Annotated in this window: 16 protein-coding genes; 7 read left to right on the top strand and 9 right to left on the bottom strand. The window is 37.0% G+C overall.

From position 1 onward, the window contains the following. Nucleotides 1-49: 49 nt before the first annotated feature. Both folE and ACFSQS_RS04115 read left to right on the top strand, forming a co-directional pair. Nucleotides 50-637 carry a GTP cyclohydrolase I FolE gene (gene folE / locus ACFSQS_RS04120; RefSeq protein ID WP_388014521.1) on the top strand — a complete coding sequence of 196 codons (588 nt, stop codon included), beginning with the start codon at nucleotides 50-52 and terminating at the stop codon, nucleotides 635-637. A 45-nt stretch (nucleotides 638-682) separates the two neighbouring features. Further along, nucleotides 683-976, top strand: a complete 294-nt coding sequence (locus tag ACFSQS_RS04115; RefSeq protein WP_388014518.1) for a hypothetical protein — start codon at nucleotides 683-685, stop codon at nucleotides 974-976. Nucleotides 977-1,039: 63 nt separating this feature from the next. Here the strand turns inward: ACFSQS_RS04115 and ACFSQS_RS04110 are convergent, their stop codons facing one another. The 8 genes from ACFSQS_RS04110 to ACFSQS_RS04075 form a co-directional block, all read right to left on the bottom strand. Further along, the gene (locus ACFSQS_RS04110) at nucleotides 1,040-3,298 is read right to left on the bottom strand and encodes a TonB-dependent receptor (protein ID WP_388014515.1); all 2,259 of its coding nucleotides are present in this window, start codon (nucleotides 3,296-3,298) and stop codon (nucleotides 1,040-1,042) included. A gap of 21 nt (nucleotides 3,299-3,319) precedes the next feature. Further along, nucleotides 3,320-3,652: a hypothetical protein gene (locus tag ACFSQS_RS04105; RefSeq protein ID WP_388014512.1), complete on the bottom strand. Its 333-nt coding sequence runs from the start codon at nucleotides 3,650-3,652 to the stop codon at nucleotides 3,320-3,322. Beyond that, entirely contained in the window at nucleotides 3,652-4,146 is a 495-nt protein-coding gene (locus tag ACFSQS_RS04100; protein ID WP_388014505.1) for a DUF6787 family protein, read from the bottom strand. Before ACFSQS_RS04100 ends, ACFSQS_RS04105 begins: the two co-directional genes overlap by 1 nt. A 35-nt stretch (nucleotides 4,147-4,181) precedes the next feature. Continuing rightward, a complete protein-coding gene (locus ACFSQS_RS04095) occupies nucleotides 4,182-4,634 on the bottom strand; it encodes a DUF6146 family protein (protein WP_388014502.1) in 453 nt (150 codons plus the stop codon). 252 nt (nucleotides 4,635-4,886) lie between these two features. Beyond that, nucleotides 4,887-5,525: a DUF937 domain-containing protein gene (locus ACFSQS_RS04090; protein WP_388014499.1), complete on the bottom strand. Its 639-nt coding sequence runs from the start codon at nucleotides 5,523-5,525 to the stop codon at nucleotides 4,887-4,889. A gap of 148 nt (nucleotides 5,526-5,673) precedes the next feature. Beyond that, nucleotides 5,674-6,624: a D-2-hydroxyacid dehydrogenase gene (locus tag ACFSQS_RS04085; protein WP_388014496.1), complete on the bottom strand. Its 951-nt coding sequence runs from the start codon at nucleotides 6,622-6,624 to the stop codon at nucleotides 5,674-5,676. Nucleotides 6,625-6,785: 161 nt separating this feature from the next. Continuing rightward, entirely contained in the window at nucleotides 6,786-7,850 is a 1,065-nt protein-coding gene (gene serC / locus ACFSQS_RS04080; RefSeq protein WP_388014493.1) for a 3-phosphoserine/phosphohydroxythreonine transaminase, read from the bottom strand. Nucleotides 7,851-7,928: 78 nt separating this feature from the next. Then, a complete protein-coding gene (locus ACFSQS_RS04075; RefSeq protein ID WP_388014490.1) occupies nucleotides 7,929-8,987 on the bottom strand; it encodes an acyl-CoA reductase in 1,059 nt (352 codons plus the stop codon). 96 nt (nucleotides 8,988-9,083) lie between these two features. On the opposite strand from ACFSQS_RS04075, the gene ACFSQS_RS04070 reads away from it, so the two are divergent. The 5 genes from ACFSQS_RS04070 (at nucleotide 9,084) to ACFSQS_RS04050 (ending at nucleotide 16,311) form a co-directional block, all read left to right on the top strand. After that, entirely contained in the window at nucleotides 9,084-9,437 is a 354-nt protein-coding gene (locus tag ACFSQS_RS04070) for a 4Fe-4S dicluster domain-containing protein (RefSeq protein ID WP_388014487.1), read from the top strand. A 146-nt stretch (nucleotides 9,438-9,583) separates the two neighbouring features. Further along, the gene (ychF, locus tag ACFSQS_RS04065; RefSeq protein ID WP_388014484.1) at nucleotides 9,584-10,678 is read left to right on the top strand and encodes a redox-regulated ATPase YchF; all 1,095 of its coding nucleotides are present in this window, start codon (nucleotides 9,584-9,586) and stop codon (nucleotides 10,676-10,678) included. Nucleotides 10,679-10,852: 174 nt separating this feature from the next. Further along, the gene (locus ACFSQS_RS04060; RefSeq protein WP_388014481.1) at nucleotides 10,853-11,551 is read left to right on the top strand and encodes a hypothetical protein; all 699 of its coding nucleotides are present in this window, start codon (nucleotides 10,853-10,855) and stop codon (nucleotides 11,549-11,551) included. Between the two features lie 143 nt (nucleotides 11,552-11,694). Then, complete coding sequence (locus ACFSQS_RS04055; RefSeq protein WP_388014478.1) at nucleotides 11,695-13,554, top strand: DNA topoisomerase IV subunit B; 1,860 nt, start codon at nucleotides 11,695-11,697, stop codon at nucleotides 13,552-13,554. Between the two features lie 75 nt (nucleotides 13,555-13,629). Continuing rightward, the gene (locus ACFSQS_RS04050) at nucleotides 13,630-16,311 is read left to right on the top strand and encodes a DNA gyrase/topoisomerase IV subunit A (protein WP_388014475.1); all 2,682 of its coding nucleotides are present in this window, start codon (nucleotides 13,630-13,632) and stop codon (nucleotides 16,309-16,311) included. A 1-nt stretch (nucleotide 16,312) separates the two neighbouring features. Here ACFSQS_RS04050 and miaA read toward each other — a convergent pair whose 3' ends face one another. Next, a complete protein-coding gene (miaA, locus tag ACFSQS_RS04045; RefSeq protein WP_388014472.1) occupies nucleotides 16,313-17,224 on the bottom strand; it encodes a tRNA (adenosine(37)-N6)-dimethylallyltransferase MiaA in 912 nt (303 codons plus the stop codon). Nucleotides 17,225-17,227: the final 3 nt, after the last annotated feature.

Below are 17,227 nucleotides of genomic sequence, written 5' to 3'. Positions count from 1 at the left end.
CGGTCTAAATTGTCTATCCCGCAAGCTGGGAGTCTTAATAAATTGCAATATGCCATATAAAAATTTTGAAGAGTACAACATACAGGTAACCGATGATGTAAAAGAACGGTACAAAAACATTATTGAAGATTTGGGTGAAAATACCGATAGAGAGGGTTTGATTAAAACACCCGAACGTGCTGCTAAAGCCATGCAATTTTTAACACAAGGTTACAATCAAGACCCTGTTGAAATCCTTAAAAGTGCTATGTTTAAAGAGTCTTATAACGAAATGGTTATTGTAAAGGACATCGAGTTATATTCGCTTTGCGAGCACCATATTTTACCATTTTTTGGGAAAGCCCACATTGCTTACATCCCGAACGGACAAATAGTCGGGTTGAGCAAATTGCCCCGAATAGTCGATGTGTTTGCAAGACGCTTGCAAGTGCAAGAACGTTTAACCGAGCAAGTTTTAGATTGCATAAACGATACCTTAAAACCCCAAGGCGTTGCCGTGGTTATTGAAGCGTCGCACATGTGCATGATGATGCGCGGTGTACAAAAACAAAACTCGATAACAACAACTTCTGGGTTTAGAGGACAGTTTGAAAAAATTGAAACCAGAAACGAGTTTTTAAAACTTATTGGAAAGTAATTTTTGGTATATTTCTTGCGTTATATAGATTAAAATTAATCTTTTATGAATTTAGAGCAATTAAGTAAAAACAAAAAATTGGCGTTAAGCCTATTGTTTGATATTATTGGTATGCTAACCATTTTGGATATTATTTGGGCGCCGGTATCGGCCTATTTAATGAGTAAAATGTACAAAGGTACCAAAGGGAAAGTTGCCGGTGTAGTCTCGTTTATTGAAGAAGCTATCCCTGGTTTTGATATTATTCCGACCTTTACCATTATGTGGTTTTTAACCCATGTTTTCCAAAAAGAAGAGCAGCCCATTGTGGTTGAGGTTGAAGCTGAAAATGAATACTAATGTTATAAAAATAAAAAAATGCCTTTCTTCCGATAGCTATCGGGATTGAAAGGCATTTTTTAATTATAAACTATAAGTAAATCCTAAATTAAAGGTTCTTCCTATATTAAAAATACCATTTGGTTTTAACCGCGATAAATGGTTTATATATTTTTTATCGGTTAAATTGTTCCCAGAGAATGTAATGCTCAATTCGTTGTTAAAAACAGAAAAACTACCGCCCAAACCAGCGCTTAAAAGGTTGTAGCCATTGGTTTTGGTTTCAAAATCACTTAGCTTGTTTTGCTTGAAAGTCGATTTTAATTTAACAAATGCATAGCCTTTTTTTATCCAGTTATCTTCAAACTCAACCCTTACAATATTGCTTAGCGATTTTGCAGGAATTAGCGGTAAATAGGTGTTGTCTTTCTGTTTTCCGGTTACGGTTTCAAAGCTCGACTCGAAATGTAACCAGTGTATGGGATGCGGATGAAAGTGCAGCCCAAATTCGCCACCATAAAGTTTAGCATCGTTTTGTAAATACAGATAAACAGGGGTGTTGTTAATTAGGTTGCCATTAGGCGAAAGGAAAATATAATTGTTAATGCTATTAAAAAAACCATTAACGAATATCTCGATATGCTTATTTTTATATTCTAAAGCTAAATCTGTTTGAAAATTATTCTCGCTTTTTAAATTAATGTTTCCAATTTCGTAGCGGTTGGTACCACCGTGAGATCCATCGGAAGTTAACTCAGATAAATTTGGCGCTCTAAACCCCGATGCAAAATTTACCCTGGCAGTAACATTGTTGTTAATGTTTTTTTTAATTCCGAAAGCGCCGTTAAAACTATTAAAGTTTTTGTTTAGTCCAGAAGCTCCGTTTATGTTGCGGTTGTCAAATCGTGCACCTAGTTGAATATCTATGGTTTCAAAATGAATATGAGACGTTGCCAGCACACCAATATCGTTTGTAGTTGCATCTGGTATAAGTTGCTCTTCGCCGTAGTTTGTGTTGGTTTGGTTCATGCCCTGCGCGCCAACAATGGTTTCAAATTTTCCTAGTGTTGGCAAATGGTATTTTACATCGTAATTAAAGGTTTTTAATTTCATTTGTAGGGCAGCTTCTAAAGCCTCGTGCTCATTGTGCTCTTCGTGTTCTTCTTCATGCTCATGATCATGGTGTACTTCTTCTTCTTCTTCTTCTTCATGATGATGGTGGTGGTGGTCTTCAAACTCTTTTCTGTCGTTATATGTATAGCCTAGTGTTACATCTAGTTTCGAATTATCTAAAAACAAGGTCGATTTAGAGCTAAACACATGGTTTGTGATGTTTTGAAATGGAAGCAAAGGTGTTTTGATTAAAGACTGTTCGCCAATCTCTTCTGGGATTCCTATTTTAGAATTATTCACATTGTATCTAAATACAGTTTTAAACCCTTGGTTTTGATATCCCAGACCTGCTTTAAAATCTTGTTCTCTGTACCTTGTGTTGGTAACGCGATAGTCTTTGGTTTTGTAATCGGAATGCTCTGTTAAACTTCCTCTAAATAAAAATTTAAAATTATTTACCGAAGATTTATAGCCGGCATTGGTACTGTAGCCTCTTGTGTTGCTGTAAAAGGTAGATCCAAAATCTCCAGATGCTGTATTGATATTGGCAAATTTCTCGGGGTTTAGGTAAAGTACGCCACCTAAAGCATCGCTACCGTAAAGCAACGAAGCAGGGCCTTTAATAACTTCAACCCCTTCAATACCGGTGTCGCTAAGGCCTAAACCGTGTTCGTCTCCGTATTGCTGGTTTTCTAGCCGGACACCTTGGGTGTAAACCAAAACACGGTTAGAGCTTAATCCTCTAATTACCGGCTTGCCAATGCCCAAACCTGTTGTAACACTTTCTACGCCTGCAATGTTGGTAATGCCATCAGCTAGGGTAATAGCGCCTTTGGCCTTTAATTCTGCCATGTTTTTTTGCTCAACTTTCATAACATTGTCGCGTTGTAATTTATGAAACGGCGTTGAGATAATAATGCTTTCCATCTCTATTGCAGATGGTTTTAATTGAATTGATATCGGGCTATTTAACGGAGTGGTAATGCTTAATGATTGCGTTTCGTAGCCAATGTTAGAAAACAATATGGTATGTGTTCCCGTTGGTAGGTTGAGTAATGTAAAATTACCTTTTTCGTTGGTGTTTGTTCCTTTTTCTAAATGTGGGATATAAACGTTAACATAGGCTAGTTTTCCATTGGTTTCGGCATCGGTTACAACGCCTTCTATTTTATTTTGTGCATACGCATTTGATAGTACCAAAAGCAGCAGCATATTAAGAAATAATTTCATAAAGTTGTTTTTTAAATAATATTAAATTAAAACAGGTGGCCCGCGAAGCGCGGTTTGTAAGCGTTGGTACTTGCTTAAAAAGTGGTATTGGGATTTAATTTGAAGCGATTCGTTTTTTTCTTTAAACAACTCCAGATTAAATAGGGAGTTAGCAAAATTTTTATTGAGCTGAAATTTGTAAAAATCGCAATCTAGATCGATTTTATGTATGTGGGCAGTATCGTAGCCTTTGCAAACCTCGTGCGTATGGTGGGTAAAAACATGTGAGAATTTTACTGTTATGGGCACCAAAAATACCACAGCTATAAATAGAGTGATAATCTTAAAACCAATATGTTCTTTAACGAGTTGCATTAATCTAAAAAGCGTTTGAAACCAATTTTACGAAGCATCTTTTTTTCGAAATCCCAAAAAAACTTGAATTGCCCAAAAAGCCATCCTATAAAAACCAAAAGAATTTGATAAAATACAAACCCAATGATTATGTACAATAACCAATAAGCAAAAGTAGGTAGGTTATCTTTGCTTACTCCCATTAATTTTATTAGTGGTCTACTAACAAATAACGATGAAGACCCCGTGGTGGCAAACACCAAAAAGATGCTAATAAGCTCCCATTTGTAAGCTACTTCCCATTTTTTTTCTAATTTACCGAAAATGAAAAGGATAAACTTTAAAAGTGCCATAAAGATAACAGCGCTTAACAAGACCAAAAGGATACTATTTACATCTTTTATAAGCATGTTAGCCAGCTTGTAAGATGAATAGCCCAAGGCTGTTAATCCTAAAAAAGGTAGAAAAAGCTGCCAATTATGCTTTATCTCCCAATGCTCTTTAAACTTTTTCACTTTAAAATTTTGACTGCAAAAATAGTTAAAGCGTTTTAAATTCTGGGTGTAAAAGCTGTTAATTGTTGCTTGTAAGTTAATTGAAAGTAAATAAAATAATTATACAATTTGTAATTTACCTCGTAGCCATAATCGATTCCGGGTTGGTAATCTATTTGCATTTCGTAAAGGTTTGGGTTAAAGCGCTGTGGCTGAAGCACTCTTTGGTTCCATTCCACAACATATTGATGGTTTCTGTTTTCTAAAAACTGTTGCGAATAATAGCCTTCTGGTTTTGCTCTACTTGCCAGCCAATAATTAAACCCAGGTTCTATAATAGTAATTTCGTATTCTAATTTATCGTTAGCAATGGTTACCGTATCATTGTTTGCGGCTGCTAATTCTTTTTCTGTTATGTTCTTTTGCGAGTTTATGGGCTTAGATGTGTTACAGCCTATAATAAGCCCACAAAATAATAATAAGATAAGACTTGTTTTAATTGTTTTCATAGCATTTAAATGTATTTTGTTTTTTGTTGTACGGTGGTTTATTGGTTTTTATTTTTCCGAAAGTAAATTTTAGTTTAATTGCTTTAAAGTAGAAATGTGTAAACTTTTACTTTTGGTGAGGGAACTAAGCGTTTTGATTTGTATGTGAATTTACAAAAATCGTGCCTTTAACAATTGTTTTTGAGCTAGTTTAACAAAAAAAAGCGTCATGTGATTACACGACGCTTTGTTGTTTATGTGGTTTTTAAGCACTTATTTGCCTCCAAAAAGCCCACCTAACAATCCGCCAAGTCCGCCTTTTTTCTTGGCGCTTCCCAAAACCATTCCAGCAACGTCGTCAACCACACTGCCATCGCCGTCTGCATCAAGTATTTTTTCCAAGAAACTTTGTTCTTGTTTGGCTTCGTTGCCACCAAGTAAACCACCAAGCAATCCGCTTAAATCGTTTGGTGTACTTACATTATTTTGTCTGGATTGTTTGCCTAAAACACCCATTAAAATAGGTGCAGCCACTTTAAGTATGTTGGCTACGGCACCGGCATCTAATCCAGATTTTTCGCCAATAATTTTTTCAACACCTTGTTTTTTACTTCCTAAAACGTGGCTTAGAATTCTATCACCATCGCTTTTAACATCTTCATTAACGCCACCGCTAAACAAATCGCCAAGGTTATCTAAAATGCTTCCATCGTGCTTATTCATTAATGCACCCATTAAGCCTTGTGCGCCTTGCGGGGTTGAGGCGTTGCGTTCCATGGCTTTCATTAATACAGGCAAAGCCATTGTTAAGGCACTGCTTGTTCTGGTTTCATCGGTTCCTGTTGAGCCTGAAACACCACTTATAATGGTTTTTCCTAAGTCGCTGTTTAATAAGTCTAAAATTCCTGACATGATTATATTTTTTTTATGGCACCACTTAATTGTTAAAATGGGTACAAGATTAATAAATTGGATGTTGAAGGTACAAAAAAAGTCCCAACTTGTAGTTAGGACTCATTTGTGGTAACTAAGTCACATTTTATTTATGAATAGTTTTTTGTTAACCTAAAATGTTTATTATTTGAGTTGCTAATTCAATGCCTATTCTATCTTGCGCTTCGTTAGTAGCCGCACCAGTATGTGGCGTTAGTGATAACGAAGGATTCATTAATAATTGAATTTCTGGTTTTGGTTCTTTTTCAAAAACATCTAAAGCTGCTCTGGCTACTTTGCCGTTTTCAATGGCTTTTATAAGAGCTACTTCGTTTACCACCCCGCCACGGGCTGCATTGGCTATTATAACGCCATCTTTCATCATGTTAAATTCTGCTTCGTCAATTACGTAGTCATTTTGTGCTGGAACGTGTAGGGTAATAAAATCGGATTGTTTTAGTACATCTTCTTTAGAAATGGTTTCAATTTCAAAATTTAAGGATTGTCCGTCAAAAAAATCTAATTGCAAATTGGCTTTTTCTAAAAACGGATCGAAGGCAACTACCTTCATGCCAGCACCAAGTGCTACCTTTGCGGTAGCTTGACCAATACGCCCAAAGCCTAAAACGCCTAGTGTTTTTCCTTTTAATTCTGTGCCTTTGGCATAGGCTTTTTTTAGGCCTTTGAAGTTGCTGTCTCCTTCTAATGGCATATCTCTGTTTGAGTTGTGCAAGTAGCGGGCTAATCCGTAAAGGTGGCCAAATACCAATTCTGCAACCGAATGGGATGAGGCTGCTGGTGTGTTTATGACAGAAAGTCCTTTTTCGCGAGCATACTCCACATCAATATTATCCATTCCAACGCCACCACGCCCTATAATTTTTAAGTTTGGGCAAGCGTCAATTAAATCTTTGCGTACTGTTGTTGCGCTTCGTACCAATAAAACATCGATTTCTTTTTCGTTGATGTAATTTATAAGTTGCTCTTGCGCAACAGTTGTTGTAATGATCTGGTAACCGGCTTTTTCCAGGGCATCTATACCGCTTTGGGAAATGCCGTCGTTTGCTAATACTTTCATTTATCTAAGTTAAAAGTTGAAAGTTGAAAAAGTTATAAGTTCTGAGAACGAATAATTATTCAACTTTAAATTAAATTTTATTTGTTGTCATTGCGAGGAAGTATGACGTGGCAATCTTTTGATGAGATTCCTTCACTTCGTTCGGAATGACGATTAATTATTTATGCTTTACTTTCTAATTCACTCATTATTTCCACCAAGGCCTTAACGCTTTCTATGGGCAGTGCATTGTACATCGAGGCCCTGTAACCGCCAACACTTCTGTGGCCGTTTATACCGCTAATGCCGCCTTCTTTGAGCATGGTTTCAAAGGTGTCTTTTAGGTTTTCGTTTTCAAGTGTAAATGTGGCATTCATTAAAGAGCGGTCTTCTTTGTTTGCAAACCCTTTAAACAGAGGGTTTAGGTCTATCTCAGAATACATTAAACGCGCTTTCTTTTCGTTTTCCTTTTCAATAGCTGCAATACCACCAAGTTTTTTTAGCCATTCTAAAGTTAGCATGGATGTATATACGGCAAAAACCGGTGGTGTATTAAACATACTGCCACTAGCTATATGTTTTTTGTAATCCATCATTGAAGGGATTTTGCGCGACACTTTGCCCAAAATATCTTCTTTTACAACTACTAGAGTTGTTCCTGCTGGACCAAGGTTTTTTTGTGCACCGGCGTATATTAAATCGAATTGGGAAAAATCCAGAGTACGCGAAAATATATCGCTGCTCATATCGCAAACCATGGGGATATCGCATTTAGGAAACGATTTCATTTGCGTACCGAAAATGGTGTTGTTTGTGGTAAAGTGAAAATAATCGTAATCTGAAGGGATATCGTAGCCTTTTGGAATGTAGTTGTAGTTGGCATTTTTTGATGATGCTACTTCGTATATGTCATCATAAATTTTGGCTTCATTAATGGCTTTGTTTGCCCAAGTTCCGGAGTTTAAATAACCGGCTCTTTTTTCTAAAAGGTTTAGTGCTACCATTAAAAACTGTGTGCTAGCGCCCCCTTGTAAAAAAAGTGCTTTATAGCCTTTGCCTTCTAGCCCAAGTAATTCTAGAGCCAGAGCCCTGGCTTTTTCCATAATTTCAACAAAGTCTTTGCTTCTGTGCGATATTTCTATTAACGATAAGCCACTGTTATTGTAATCTACCACGGCCTGAGATGCTTTTAGTAAAACCTCTGGAGGTAAAATACATGGGCCTGCGCTAAAGTTGTGTTTTTTCATTTTGAAGGATTGAAAATTAAAGATGCAAAGGTCTTAATTTATATAGGATTTTTTGTTATAAAAATGATAATTTTTAAGCTATATTTCTAATAAAAATGCAATAGTATCTACATTGTCGGCATAATCCCAAAGCTCTGGTTTTTGTGTTTTGCCAAAAGCTATTTCGTGGCTTGTAAAGCCATTTGAAACGATACATTGTATTTGGTTGGCATCGGCTTTTATTTTTTGCTTTAATTGATTGGCATCATCGTAATATTCGTAAAACACCGTTGCAATAGGCGATGTGTAGCTAGCATCTTCTTTTATCATAAAAAAACCATTTTCTAGCATATCAAATTCGCTCATTAAATATACGGCTTTGTTATAATCGTAATTATTAGCGTATTTAGCTTTTTCTATAATATGATGCCAGTGGTAAATAGCTTCAAAAAAGGTATCGAAATTATAGTTTTTAGGTACAAAAAGTTTAGATACGTTTCTGCAGCCCAAACCGTAATATCTAAAAATATCTTCGGCGAGTTGTTGTAAATCTTCTTTGGTTTCTTTGCCGTTTAAAACTGCAACCGAATTTCTGTTATTTCTAATAATAGATGGTTTTCCTTTAAAATAATACTCGAAATAGCGTGCTGTATTATTGCTTCCTGTGGCAATAACGGCATCAAAATGGGTTAATTTTTCTTCGGTAAATTCAATTTTATTTTTAAAATCGTTTTCAACATATTCTAAATATTTTGCTAAAAAAGGAAGCAAATGTTTATCGTTTGATGATTGCTTAACCAATACCCGATGCCCAGAAATTAACACCGATATAAAATCGTGAAACCCAACCAACGGAATGTTTCCTGCCATAATTATGGCTACCTTTTTTGGGTTAACAGCATCTAAATTATAGGGTTGTAACCACTTTTTTAAATTTTGAAGCGTTAAAGCATCAACCCAACCTTGTAGTGCAAATGTTATATTTTCTTGAGTAAACCAGCCATTGTGCTCTTCGGCTAATTTTATTTGGTGTTTAAACCCATCGAAGAAAATAGCATTGTGTTCTACATTATCCTTTTTTTGGATAACTTTAGTAGAAAATTGACTTATAAATTCTCCTAATTTTACAAAAGCGTTAATTCTTTGTTGTAAATGCATTCTATATTTGGTTATGAATGGTTTTGGTTTTATTTTTGCTTTTCTGCCTATTTCTGGGCAGTTGCAAATTTAAGTAAACTTAAAAGAAAAAACGCTATGGCAATTATAATAACAGACGAATGCATAAATTGTGGCGCATGCGAACCCGAGTGCCCAAATACAGCAATATATGAAGGTGCCGATGATTGGCGCTATAAAGATGGAACCAGTTTAGAAGGCACTGTTGTACTAACAAACGGAACTGAAGTTGATGCAGACGAGGCCCAAGAACCAGTAAGCGACGAGATTTATTACATTGTGCCAGATAAATGTACCGAATGTGTAGGTTTCCATGACGAGCCTCAGTGCGCTGCGGTTTGCCCAGTGGATTGCTGTGTGCCCGATGAGGATGTGGTAGAGACCGAAGAAGAGTTGTTGGCCAAACAAAAATTTATGCATCCAAATGGTTAAACAGTAACCGACATTAAATTATAAAATGAATCCCGAGTTTTTTACTTGGGATTTTTTTTATGTAAAAGAATTAGCAAATTAACTACATTTGCACTCGCAAATAAAAAAGATTTCCGTGTTCACGGAAATGAAAAAATAAAATTTCAATGAAAGCAGGAATTGTAGGATTGCCAAACGTAGGAAAATCGACGTTATTTAATTGTTTATCAAATGCAAAAGCGCAAAGTGCCAACTTTCCGTTTTGTACAATCGAGCCTAATATTGGTGTGGTAAATGTCCCAGACCCTCGTTTAGAAAAGTTGGATGAATTGGTAAATCCAGAGCGCGTTCAGCCTGCAACCGTTGAGATTGTAGATATTGCGGGATTGGTAAAAGGCGCCAGTAAAGGCGAAGGTTTAGGTAACCAGTTTTTAGCTAATATTCGCGAAACCGATGCTATTCTTCATGTATTACGCTGTTTTGATAACGATAATATAGTGCATGTTGATGGCAACGTAAACCCCATTCGAGATAAAGAAACCATCGATATGGAATTGCAGCTTAAAGATCTAGAAACCCTAGAAAAGAAGTTGGATAAAGTAAAACGTTCCGCTAAAACAGGTAATAAAGAGGCCCAAAAAGAAGAGGCTGTTTTATTAAAACTTAAAGCCGGTTTAGAAGCAGGAAAATCGGTTCGGGCCATTGAGATTTCAGAAGACGATTATTACGATTTTGTAAAACCCTCGCAACTTATTACAGATAAGCCGGTTATGTATGTTTGTAATGTAGATGAAGGTTCTGCGGTTTCTGGCAATGCTTATGTCGAGCAAGTAAAAGAAGCTGTTAAAGACGAAAATGCCGAGGTATTAGTACTTGCCGTAGGTACCGAGGCCGATATTAACGAGCTGGACGATTACCAAGAACGCCAAATGTTTTTACAGGATATTGGATTGGATGAAGCGGGTTCTGCTAAATTAATTCGTTCGGCATACAAACTGCTAAATCAACAAACCTATTTTACTGCAGGGGTTAAAGAAGTTCGCGCTTGGACCATAGATGTTGGCGCAACGGCACCACAGGCTGCAGGGGTTATCCACACCGATTTTGAAAAAGGCTTTATCCGCGCAGAAGTTATTGCTTACGATGATTATGTGGCTTTTGGTAGCGAAACCAAAGTTAAAGAAGCCGGCAAAATGCGTGTTGAAGGCAAAAATTACATTGTTAAAGATGGCGATGTGATGCACTTTTTGTTCAACGTGTAATTTTACCCAGCTATTGGCCGGTAAACCATTAGGTCTCTGGTAAATGTTTTTAAGGGCTACGTGGTATTTTGCAGGATTTTGTGCATTTTATCGAAAGGTTTGGTTAAAGCTTTAAAACTTATAGTCTTAAAAGGAGGTTTCATTCGTAAATAGATTTAATCAAATCTAAAATTCATGAATGTCAAACAATCACTCTTATCAATTATTCTATTAGGTTTTACAACCTTATCTTTTGCGCAAGTTGAAACCGACGAATCTAAATTCGCGCTAGGTTTCTCAGCAGGCTACAATAGAGGCTTTGGTGCCCAAATAAGCATAACGGCTTTACGCCCCTTAGAAAGTTTGCCTGTACAAATTAGGTTTGGTATAGGGCTTACTAAATTAAATCCAGGAAACGCAGCAGACGCCAGACGCATTTTTATAAACAATGCCACCAATGGCGTACCCGAAGAAAAAGCCAAATCATTTGATTACAGACTCGATTTTATGCTAAATTCCAATTTTATAGATTCAGAATCTACCAAGCTGGTATTTGGCCCAAGGTACTCAAGCTTTACAGCGAATTTTAAATACGTTGGCGGCAATGAAGATTTTGATGTTACAACCAAACAATTTGGAGTGGGTCTGGGCGCAGAAAGTCAGTTTAAAATGAACGATAAAATTAACCTGTTGGCCGCAATTGGGTTAGACTATTTTTTCAATAACACCCTAAAAGGCCACGACACCTCTTACAGTCCAGACAACGATAACGTAAATGCCAGAAACGACAACGCAAATAACAATGCCGAATTTACCTATAAAGATGCCAACAAAGCCATAAAACAACCCCAATTAATGCCCCGTGTGCTTATAGGTTTGGTATATAAACTCTAGTAACACCAATCTTAAATAATCTTTAAACCAGTGTTCTCAACAGCATTGGTTTTTTTATTGTTAATTACTTTGTGTAATCGCTGTTTTATATTATAATTGGTTGTGTTATATTAGCATCCTATCATTAAATTCTGCTCAATTTTATGGCTGTACAATCCAATTATACCGAAGACAACATACGTTCACTAGACTGGAAAGAACATATCCGTATGCGCCCAGGTATGTATATTGGCAAATTGGGCGATGGCTCGTCGCCAGACGATGGCATTTACATCCTTTTAAAAGAAGTGCTCGACAACTCCATTGACGAATACGTAATGGGCGCGGGTAAAACCATAGAAATTTCCATTCAGGGCACAAAAGTTACCGTGCGCGATTATGGTCGAGGCATCCCCTTGGGCAAAGTGGTCGATGTGGTTTCAAAAATGAATACCGGCGGTAAATACGACTCCAAGGCCTTTAAAAAATCGGTCGGCTTAAACGGTGTTGGTACCAAAGCAGTTAATGCGCTATCGTCGTTTTTTAGAGTAGAATCTACGCGCGATAGTAAAAGCGCTTCCGCGGAATTTGAGCAAGGTAAATTAATTGCCAAGGATTTATTAGAAGAAACTTCCCGTAGAAAAGGCACCAAGGTGTCTTTCGTTCCAGATGAAGCCATCTTTAAAAATTATAAATACAGAAACGAGTATATCGTTAAAATGCTGAAAAACTATGTGTATTTAAACCCCGGTTTAACCATAGTTTTTAATGGCGAAAAATATTTTAGCGAAAACGGTTTAAAGGATTTGTTGAGCGAAAACATTAACGAGTCCGATAGGTTATACCCCATTGTACATTTACGAGGCGACGATATTGAAATTGCCTTAACGCACAGTAAAACCCAATATAGCGAAGAGTACCACAGTTTTGTAAACGGGCAAAACACCACCCAGGGCGGTACACACTTAAATGCCTTTAGAGAAGCTGTAGTTAAAACCATTCGTGAGTTTTATGGTAAAAATTTTGATGCCTCCGATATTAGGAAATCTGTTGTAAGTGCCATTGCCATTAAAGTTATGGAACCCGTTTTCGAGAGCCAGACCAAAACCAAATTGGGCTCTACCGATATGGGTGGCGATTTGCCAACGGTACGTACCTATGTTAACGATTTTGTAAAAACACATTTAGATAACTATCTGCACAAAAACCCAGATACCGCAGAGAAAATACAGCGTAAAATTTTACAGGCCGAACGCGAGCGAAAGGAATTATCGGGTATTAGAAAATTAGCTAAAGACAGAGCAAAAAAAGCAAGCCTTCACAATAAAAAATTACGCGATTGCCGGGTGCACTTTGGAGATACCAAAAACGAAAGGTACCTTGAAACCACTTTGTTTATAACAGAGGGCGATTCGGCTTCGGGTAGTATTACAAAGTCGCGAGATGTAAATACACAAGCCGTTTTCAGTTTAAAGGGAAAACCACTAAACTGCTACGGATTAAGTAAAAAGATAGTTTACGAAAACGAAGAATTCAACCTGCTTCAAGCCGCATTAAACATTGAAGAATCTTTGGAAGATTTACGCTATAATAACGTGGTTATCGCTACCGATGCCGATGTTGATGGTATGCACATTCGGTTGTTATTGATAACCTTCTTTTTGCAATTTTTCCCTGAAGTCATCAAAGAAGGGCATTTGTATATTTTGCAAACCCCATTATTTAGGGTGCGCAATAAAAAAGAAACCATTTACTGCTATTCTGAAGAAGAACGGCGCGATGCCATCGAAAAATTAAAACCAAAACCGGAAATCACACGATTTAAAGGATTGGGTGAAATCTCGCCCGATGAGTTCAAGCATTTTATTGGTGATGATATTCGGTTAGATCCTATAATGTTGGACGATAACATGTCTATCGATGAACTATTGTCTTTTTACATGGGTAAAAACACCCCGGACCGACAGGAGTTTATAATTGATAATCTGAAAGTAGAATTGGATTTAATTGAAGAAGAGAAGTAATTGTCATTCCGCACTTGATGCGGAATCCAAAAAAAATATAAAATAGATTCCTGCCTTCGCAGGAATGACAAGAATATGATAGAACACCAAAACGACGATTTAGAAAACAACAATACAGAAAACCAAGAGCCCCAAGAAACCATTACCCGAATTACGGGTATGTACAAAGATTGGTTTTTAGATTATGCCTCGTATGTCATATTAGAAAGAGCCGTACCTGCTATTGAAGACGGTTTTAAACCCGTGCAGCGCCGTATTATGCATTCCATGAAAGATTTGGACGATGGGCGCTACAATAAAGTGGCGAACATAGTTGGTCATACCATGCAATACCACCCACACGGTGATGCTAGTATTGCTGATGCCATGGTGCAAATTGGTCAGAAAGATTTGTTGATTGATACTCAGGGAAACTGGGGAAACATTTTAACGGGCGATAGGGCAGCGGCATCGCGTTATATTGAAGCGCGTCTTTCAAAGTTTGGGCTGGATGTTGTATTTAACCCTAAAATTACCGAATGGCAGGCCAGTTATGATGGCAGACGAAAGGAGCCCGTAAACCTTCCGGTTATGTTTCCGTTGCTTTTGGCACAGGGCGGAGAAGGTATTGCGGTGGGCTTATCAACTAAAATATTGCCGCATAATTTTATCGAACTTATTGATGCTTCCATAAAACATTTACAAGGTAAACGCTTCACTATTTTACCCGATTTTCCAACGGCAGGAATCGCAGATTTTTCAAATTATAACGATGGTTTACGAGGCGGAAAAGTTCGCGTTCGTGCAAAAATTTCGCAAGTCGATAAAAACACATTGGCCATTACCGAAATTCCTTTTGGCACCACCACATCGTCGTTAATAGATTCCATATTAAAAGCCAACGATAAAGGTAAAATCAAGGTTAAAAAGATTGAAGATAACACCGCCGCCGAGGTAGAGATATTAATCCATCTTCCGTCAGGATTATCGCCAGACAAAACCATTGATGCCCTGTATGCCTTTACCAGTTGCGAATCGTCTATTTCGCCATTGGGTTGTGTTATTGAAGATAACAAGCCTTTGTTTATAGGGGTTACCGAAATGCTGCGTCGCTCTACCGATAATACCGTTCAGCTTTTAAAGCAAGAATTGGAAATCAAATTAAACGAGTTTGAAGAGCAATGGCATTTCGCATCGTTAGAACGTATTTTTATAGAAAACAGGATTTACCGCGATATTGAAGAAGAAGAAACATGGGAAGGTGTTATTTCGGCTATCGATAAAGGCCTTCAACCCCATATAAAACATTTAAAACGCGCCATTACAGAAGATGACATTGTGCGTTTAACCGAAATACGAATCAAGCGTATCTCGAAATTCGATATCGATAAGGCACAACAAAAAATTGAAGCTTTAGAAGATCAAATAGCGCAGATAAAACATCATTTAGCAAACCTTATTGATTATGCTATCGCCTATTTTAAGCGGCTTAAAAAAGATTACGGCGAAGGGCGCGAGCGCAAAACCGAAATCAGAACGTTTGATGATGTCGATGCTACCAAAGTTGTAATAAGAAACACCAAACTTTATGTAAATAGGGAGGAAGGTTTTATAGGAACCTCGTTGCGCAAAAACGAATATGTTGGCGATTGTAGCGATATAGACGATATAATCGTGTTTACCAAAGAAGGTAAAATGATGGTTACTAAAGTAGATACCAAAACCTTTATTGGTAAAGACATCATTCATGTGGCGGTGTTTAAAAAAAAGGACAAACGTACCATTTACAATATGATTTACCGCGACGGAAAAGGTGGGCCATCATACATTAAACGTTTTGCAGTTACCAGCATAACCCGCGATAAAGAGTACGATTTAACCAACGGCAATAAAGGGTCGGTGGTACTATATTTTTCAGCAAACCCGAATGGAGAAGCCGAAGTGGTTACCGTTAATTTACGGCAAGCCGGCAGCATAAAAAAACTAAAATGGGATATCGATTTTGCCGATATTCTTATAAAAGGACGCACATCAAAAGGGAATTTAGTAACTAAATATTCTATTAAACGTGTTGAATTGAAAGAAAAAGGTGTATCAACTTTAAAACCTCGAAAAATTTGGTTTGACGATGCGGTACAACGCTTAAATGTTGATGGTAGAGGCGAATTGGTGGGCGAGTTTAGAGGTGAAGACAAACTGTTAATAATCAATCAATCTGGAATGGTTAAAACCGTAACGCCAGAAGTAACCATGCATTTTGACGACGATATGATTGTTATGGAAAAATGGGTGCCTAAAAAGCCCATATCTGCCATTTATTATAACGGCGAAAAAGAACTGTATTACGTAAAACGCTTTTTAATAGAACAAGAAGGAAAGGAAGAATCGTTTATACCAGATCACCCAAATTCGCAATTGGAAATTGTTTCTACAGATTGGAAGCCCATGGCAGAAATTGTTTTTGCCAAAGAACGTGGCAAGGACAGAAAGGAAAATTTACAGATTAACCTAGAAGAGTTTATTGCCATTAAAGGGATAAATGCTTTGGGCAACCAGCTTACCAAAGAGAAAGTAAACCAAATTAACGTTTTGGACCCCATCCCTTTTGAAGCCCCCGAAGAAACCCCTGCAGATGAGATTGAAGTGGTTGATGAAACAGAAATTTCTTCGAATGATTCAGTAGAAAAAAACCAAATTAATAAATCTAATTCAGATGATAAATCTAATGATTCTGGAGATTTAGAAATGGATGATGAAGGGCAAATTACTTTGTTTTAAATTAATGTAATTCAGTTGTTGTTATTTGCTTCAATTCATTGGTAATAACATTCACATTAGTTTCATAATCAAACCAAAGCGTCGATTCATCTTTTTTAAACCAAGTTAGTTGGCGTTTTGCAAAACGACGGGTATGTTTTTTAATTTCAGAAATTGCAAAATCTAAAGTCCATTCACCATTCAAGTAATTAAATAATTCTTTGTAACCAACGGTATTTAATGCGTTTAATGATTGATAGGGCATTAAAGTTTTAACTTCGTTTAATAAACCTTGTTCCATCATTATATCAACACGCTGGTTAATACGGTCGTAAATAATTTCCCTTTCCGCAGTTAAACCAACGGTAATGGTTTTAAAATCTCTTTTGCTTTTTCCTTGGTTTAAAAATGATGAATAGGGTTTACCCGAGCCTAAACAAATTTCTAAAGCACGAATAACACGATGCGGATTGTCAATAGCTATCGTATTATAAGCTTTACTATCAAGGGTATTTAATTGGTTTTGTAAATGTTTTAATCCTTTAGATTGTAATTCGTTATTTAATTGTTCGCGAATACTTTTATCGACTTCCGGAAACTCATCTAAACCTTTAGTAACAGCATCAACATATAAGCCGGAACCGCCAACCATAATAACCACATTGTTGGTTTTAAAAAGGGTGTTTAAGCATTGTAGTACATCTTTTTCAAACGCACCCACATTATAGTTGTCTTGAATGGATTTATGATGAATAAAATGGTGTTTAGCCGCAGCTAATTCTTCAGCAGAAGGTGCAGCCGTACCAATTTGCATCTCTTTAAAAAACTGTCTGGAGTCTGCCGAAATAATATCTGCATTAAAATATTGCGCCAGTTTAATACTTAATGCTGTTTTGCCTATTGCCGTTGGCCCAACAATGGAGATTAATAACATACC

This window comes from Gelatiniphilus marinus, assembly GCF_042684345.1.
GTDB classification, from domain to species: domain Bacteria; phylum Bacteroidota; class Bacteroidia; order Flavobacteriales; family Flavobacteriaceae; genus Gelatiniphilus; species Gelatiniphilus marinus.
This window is presented reverse-complemented; position numbering and strand designations above follow the sequence as displayed.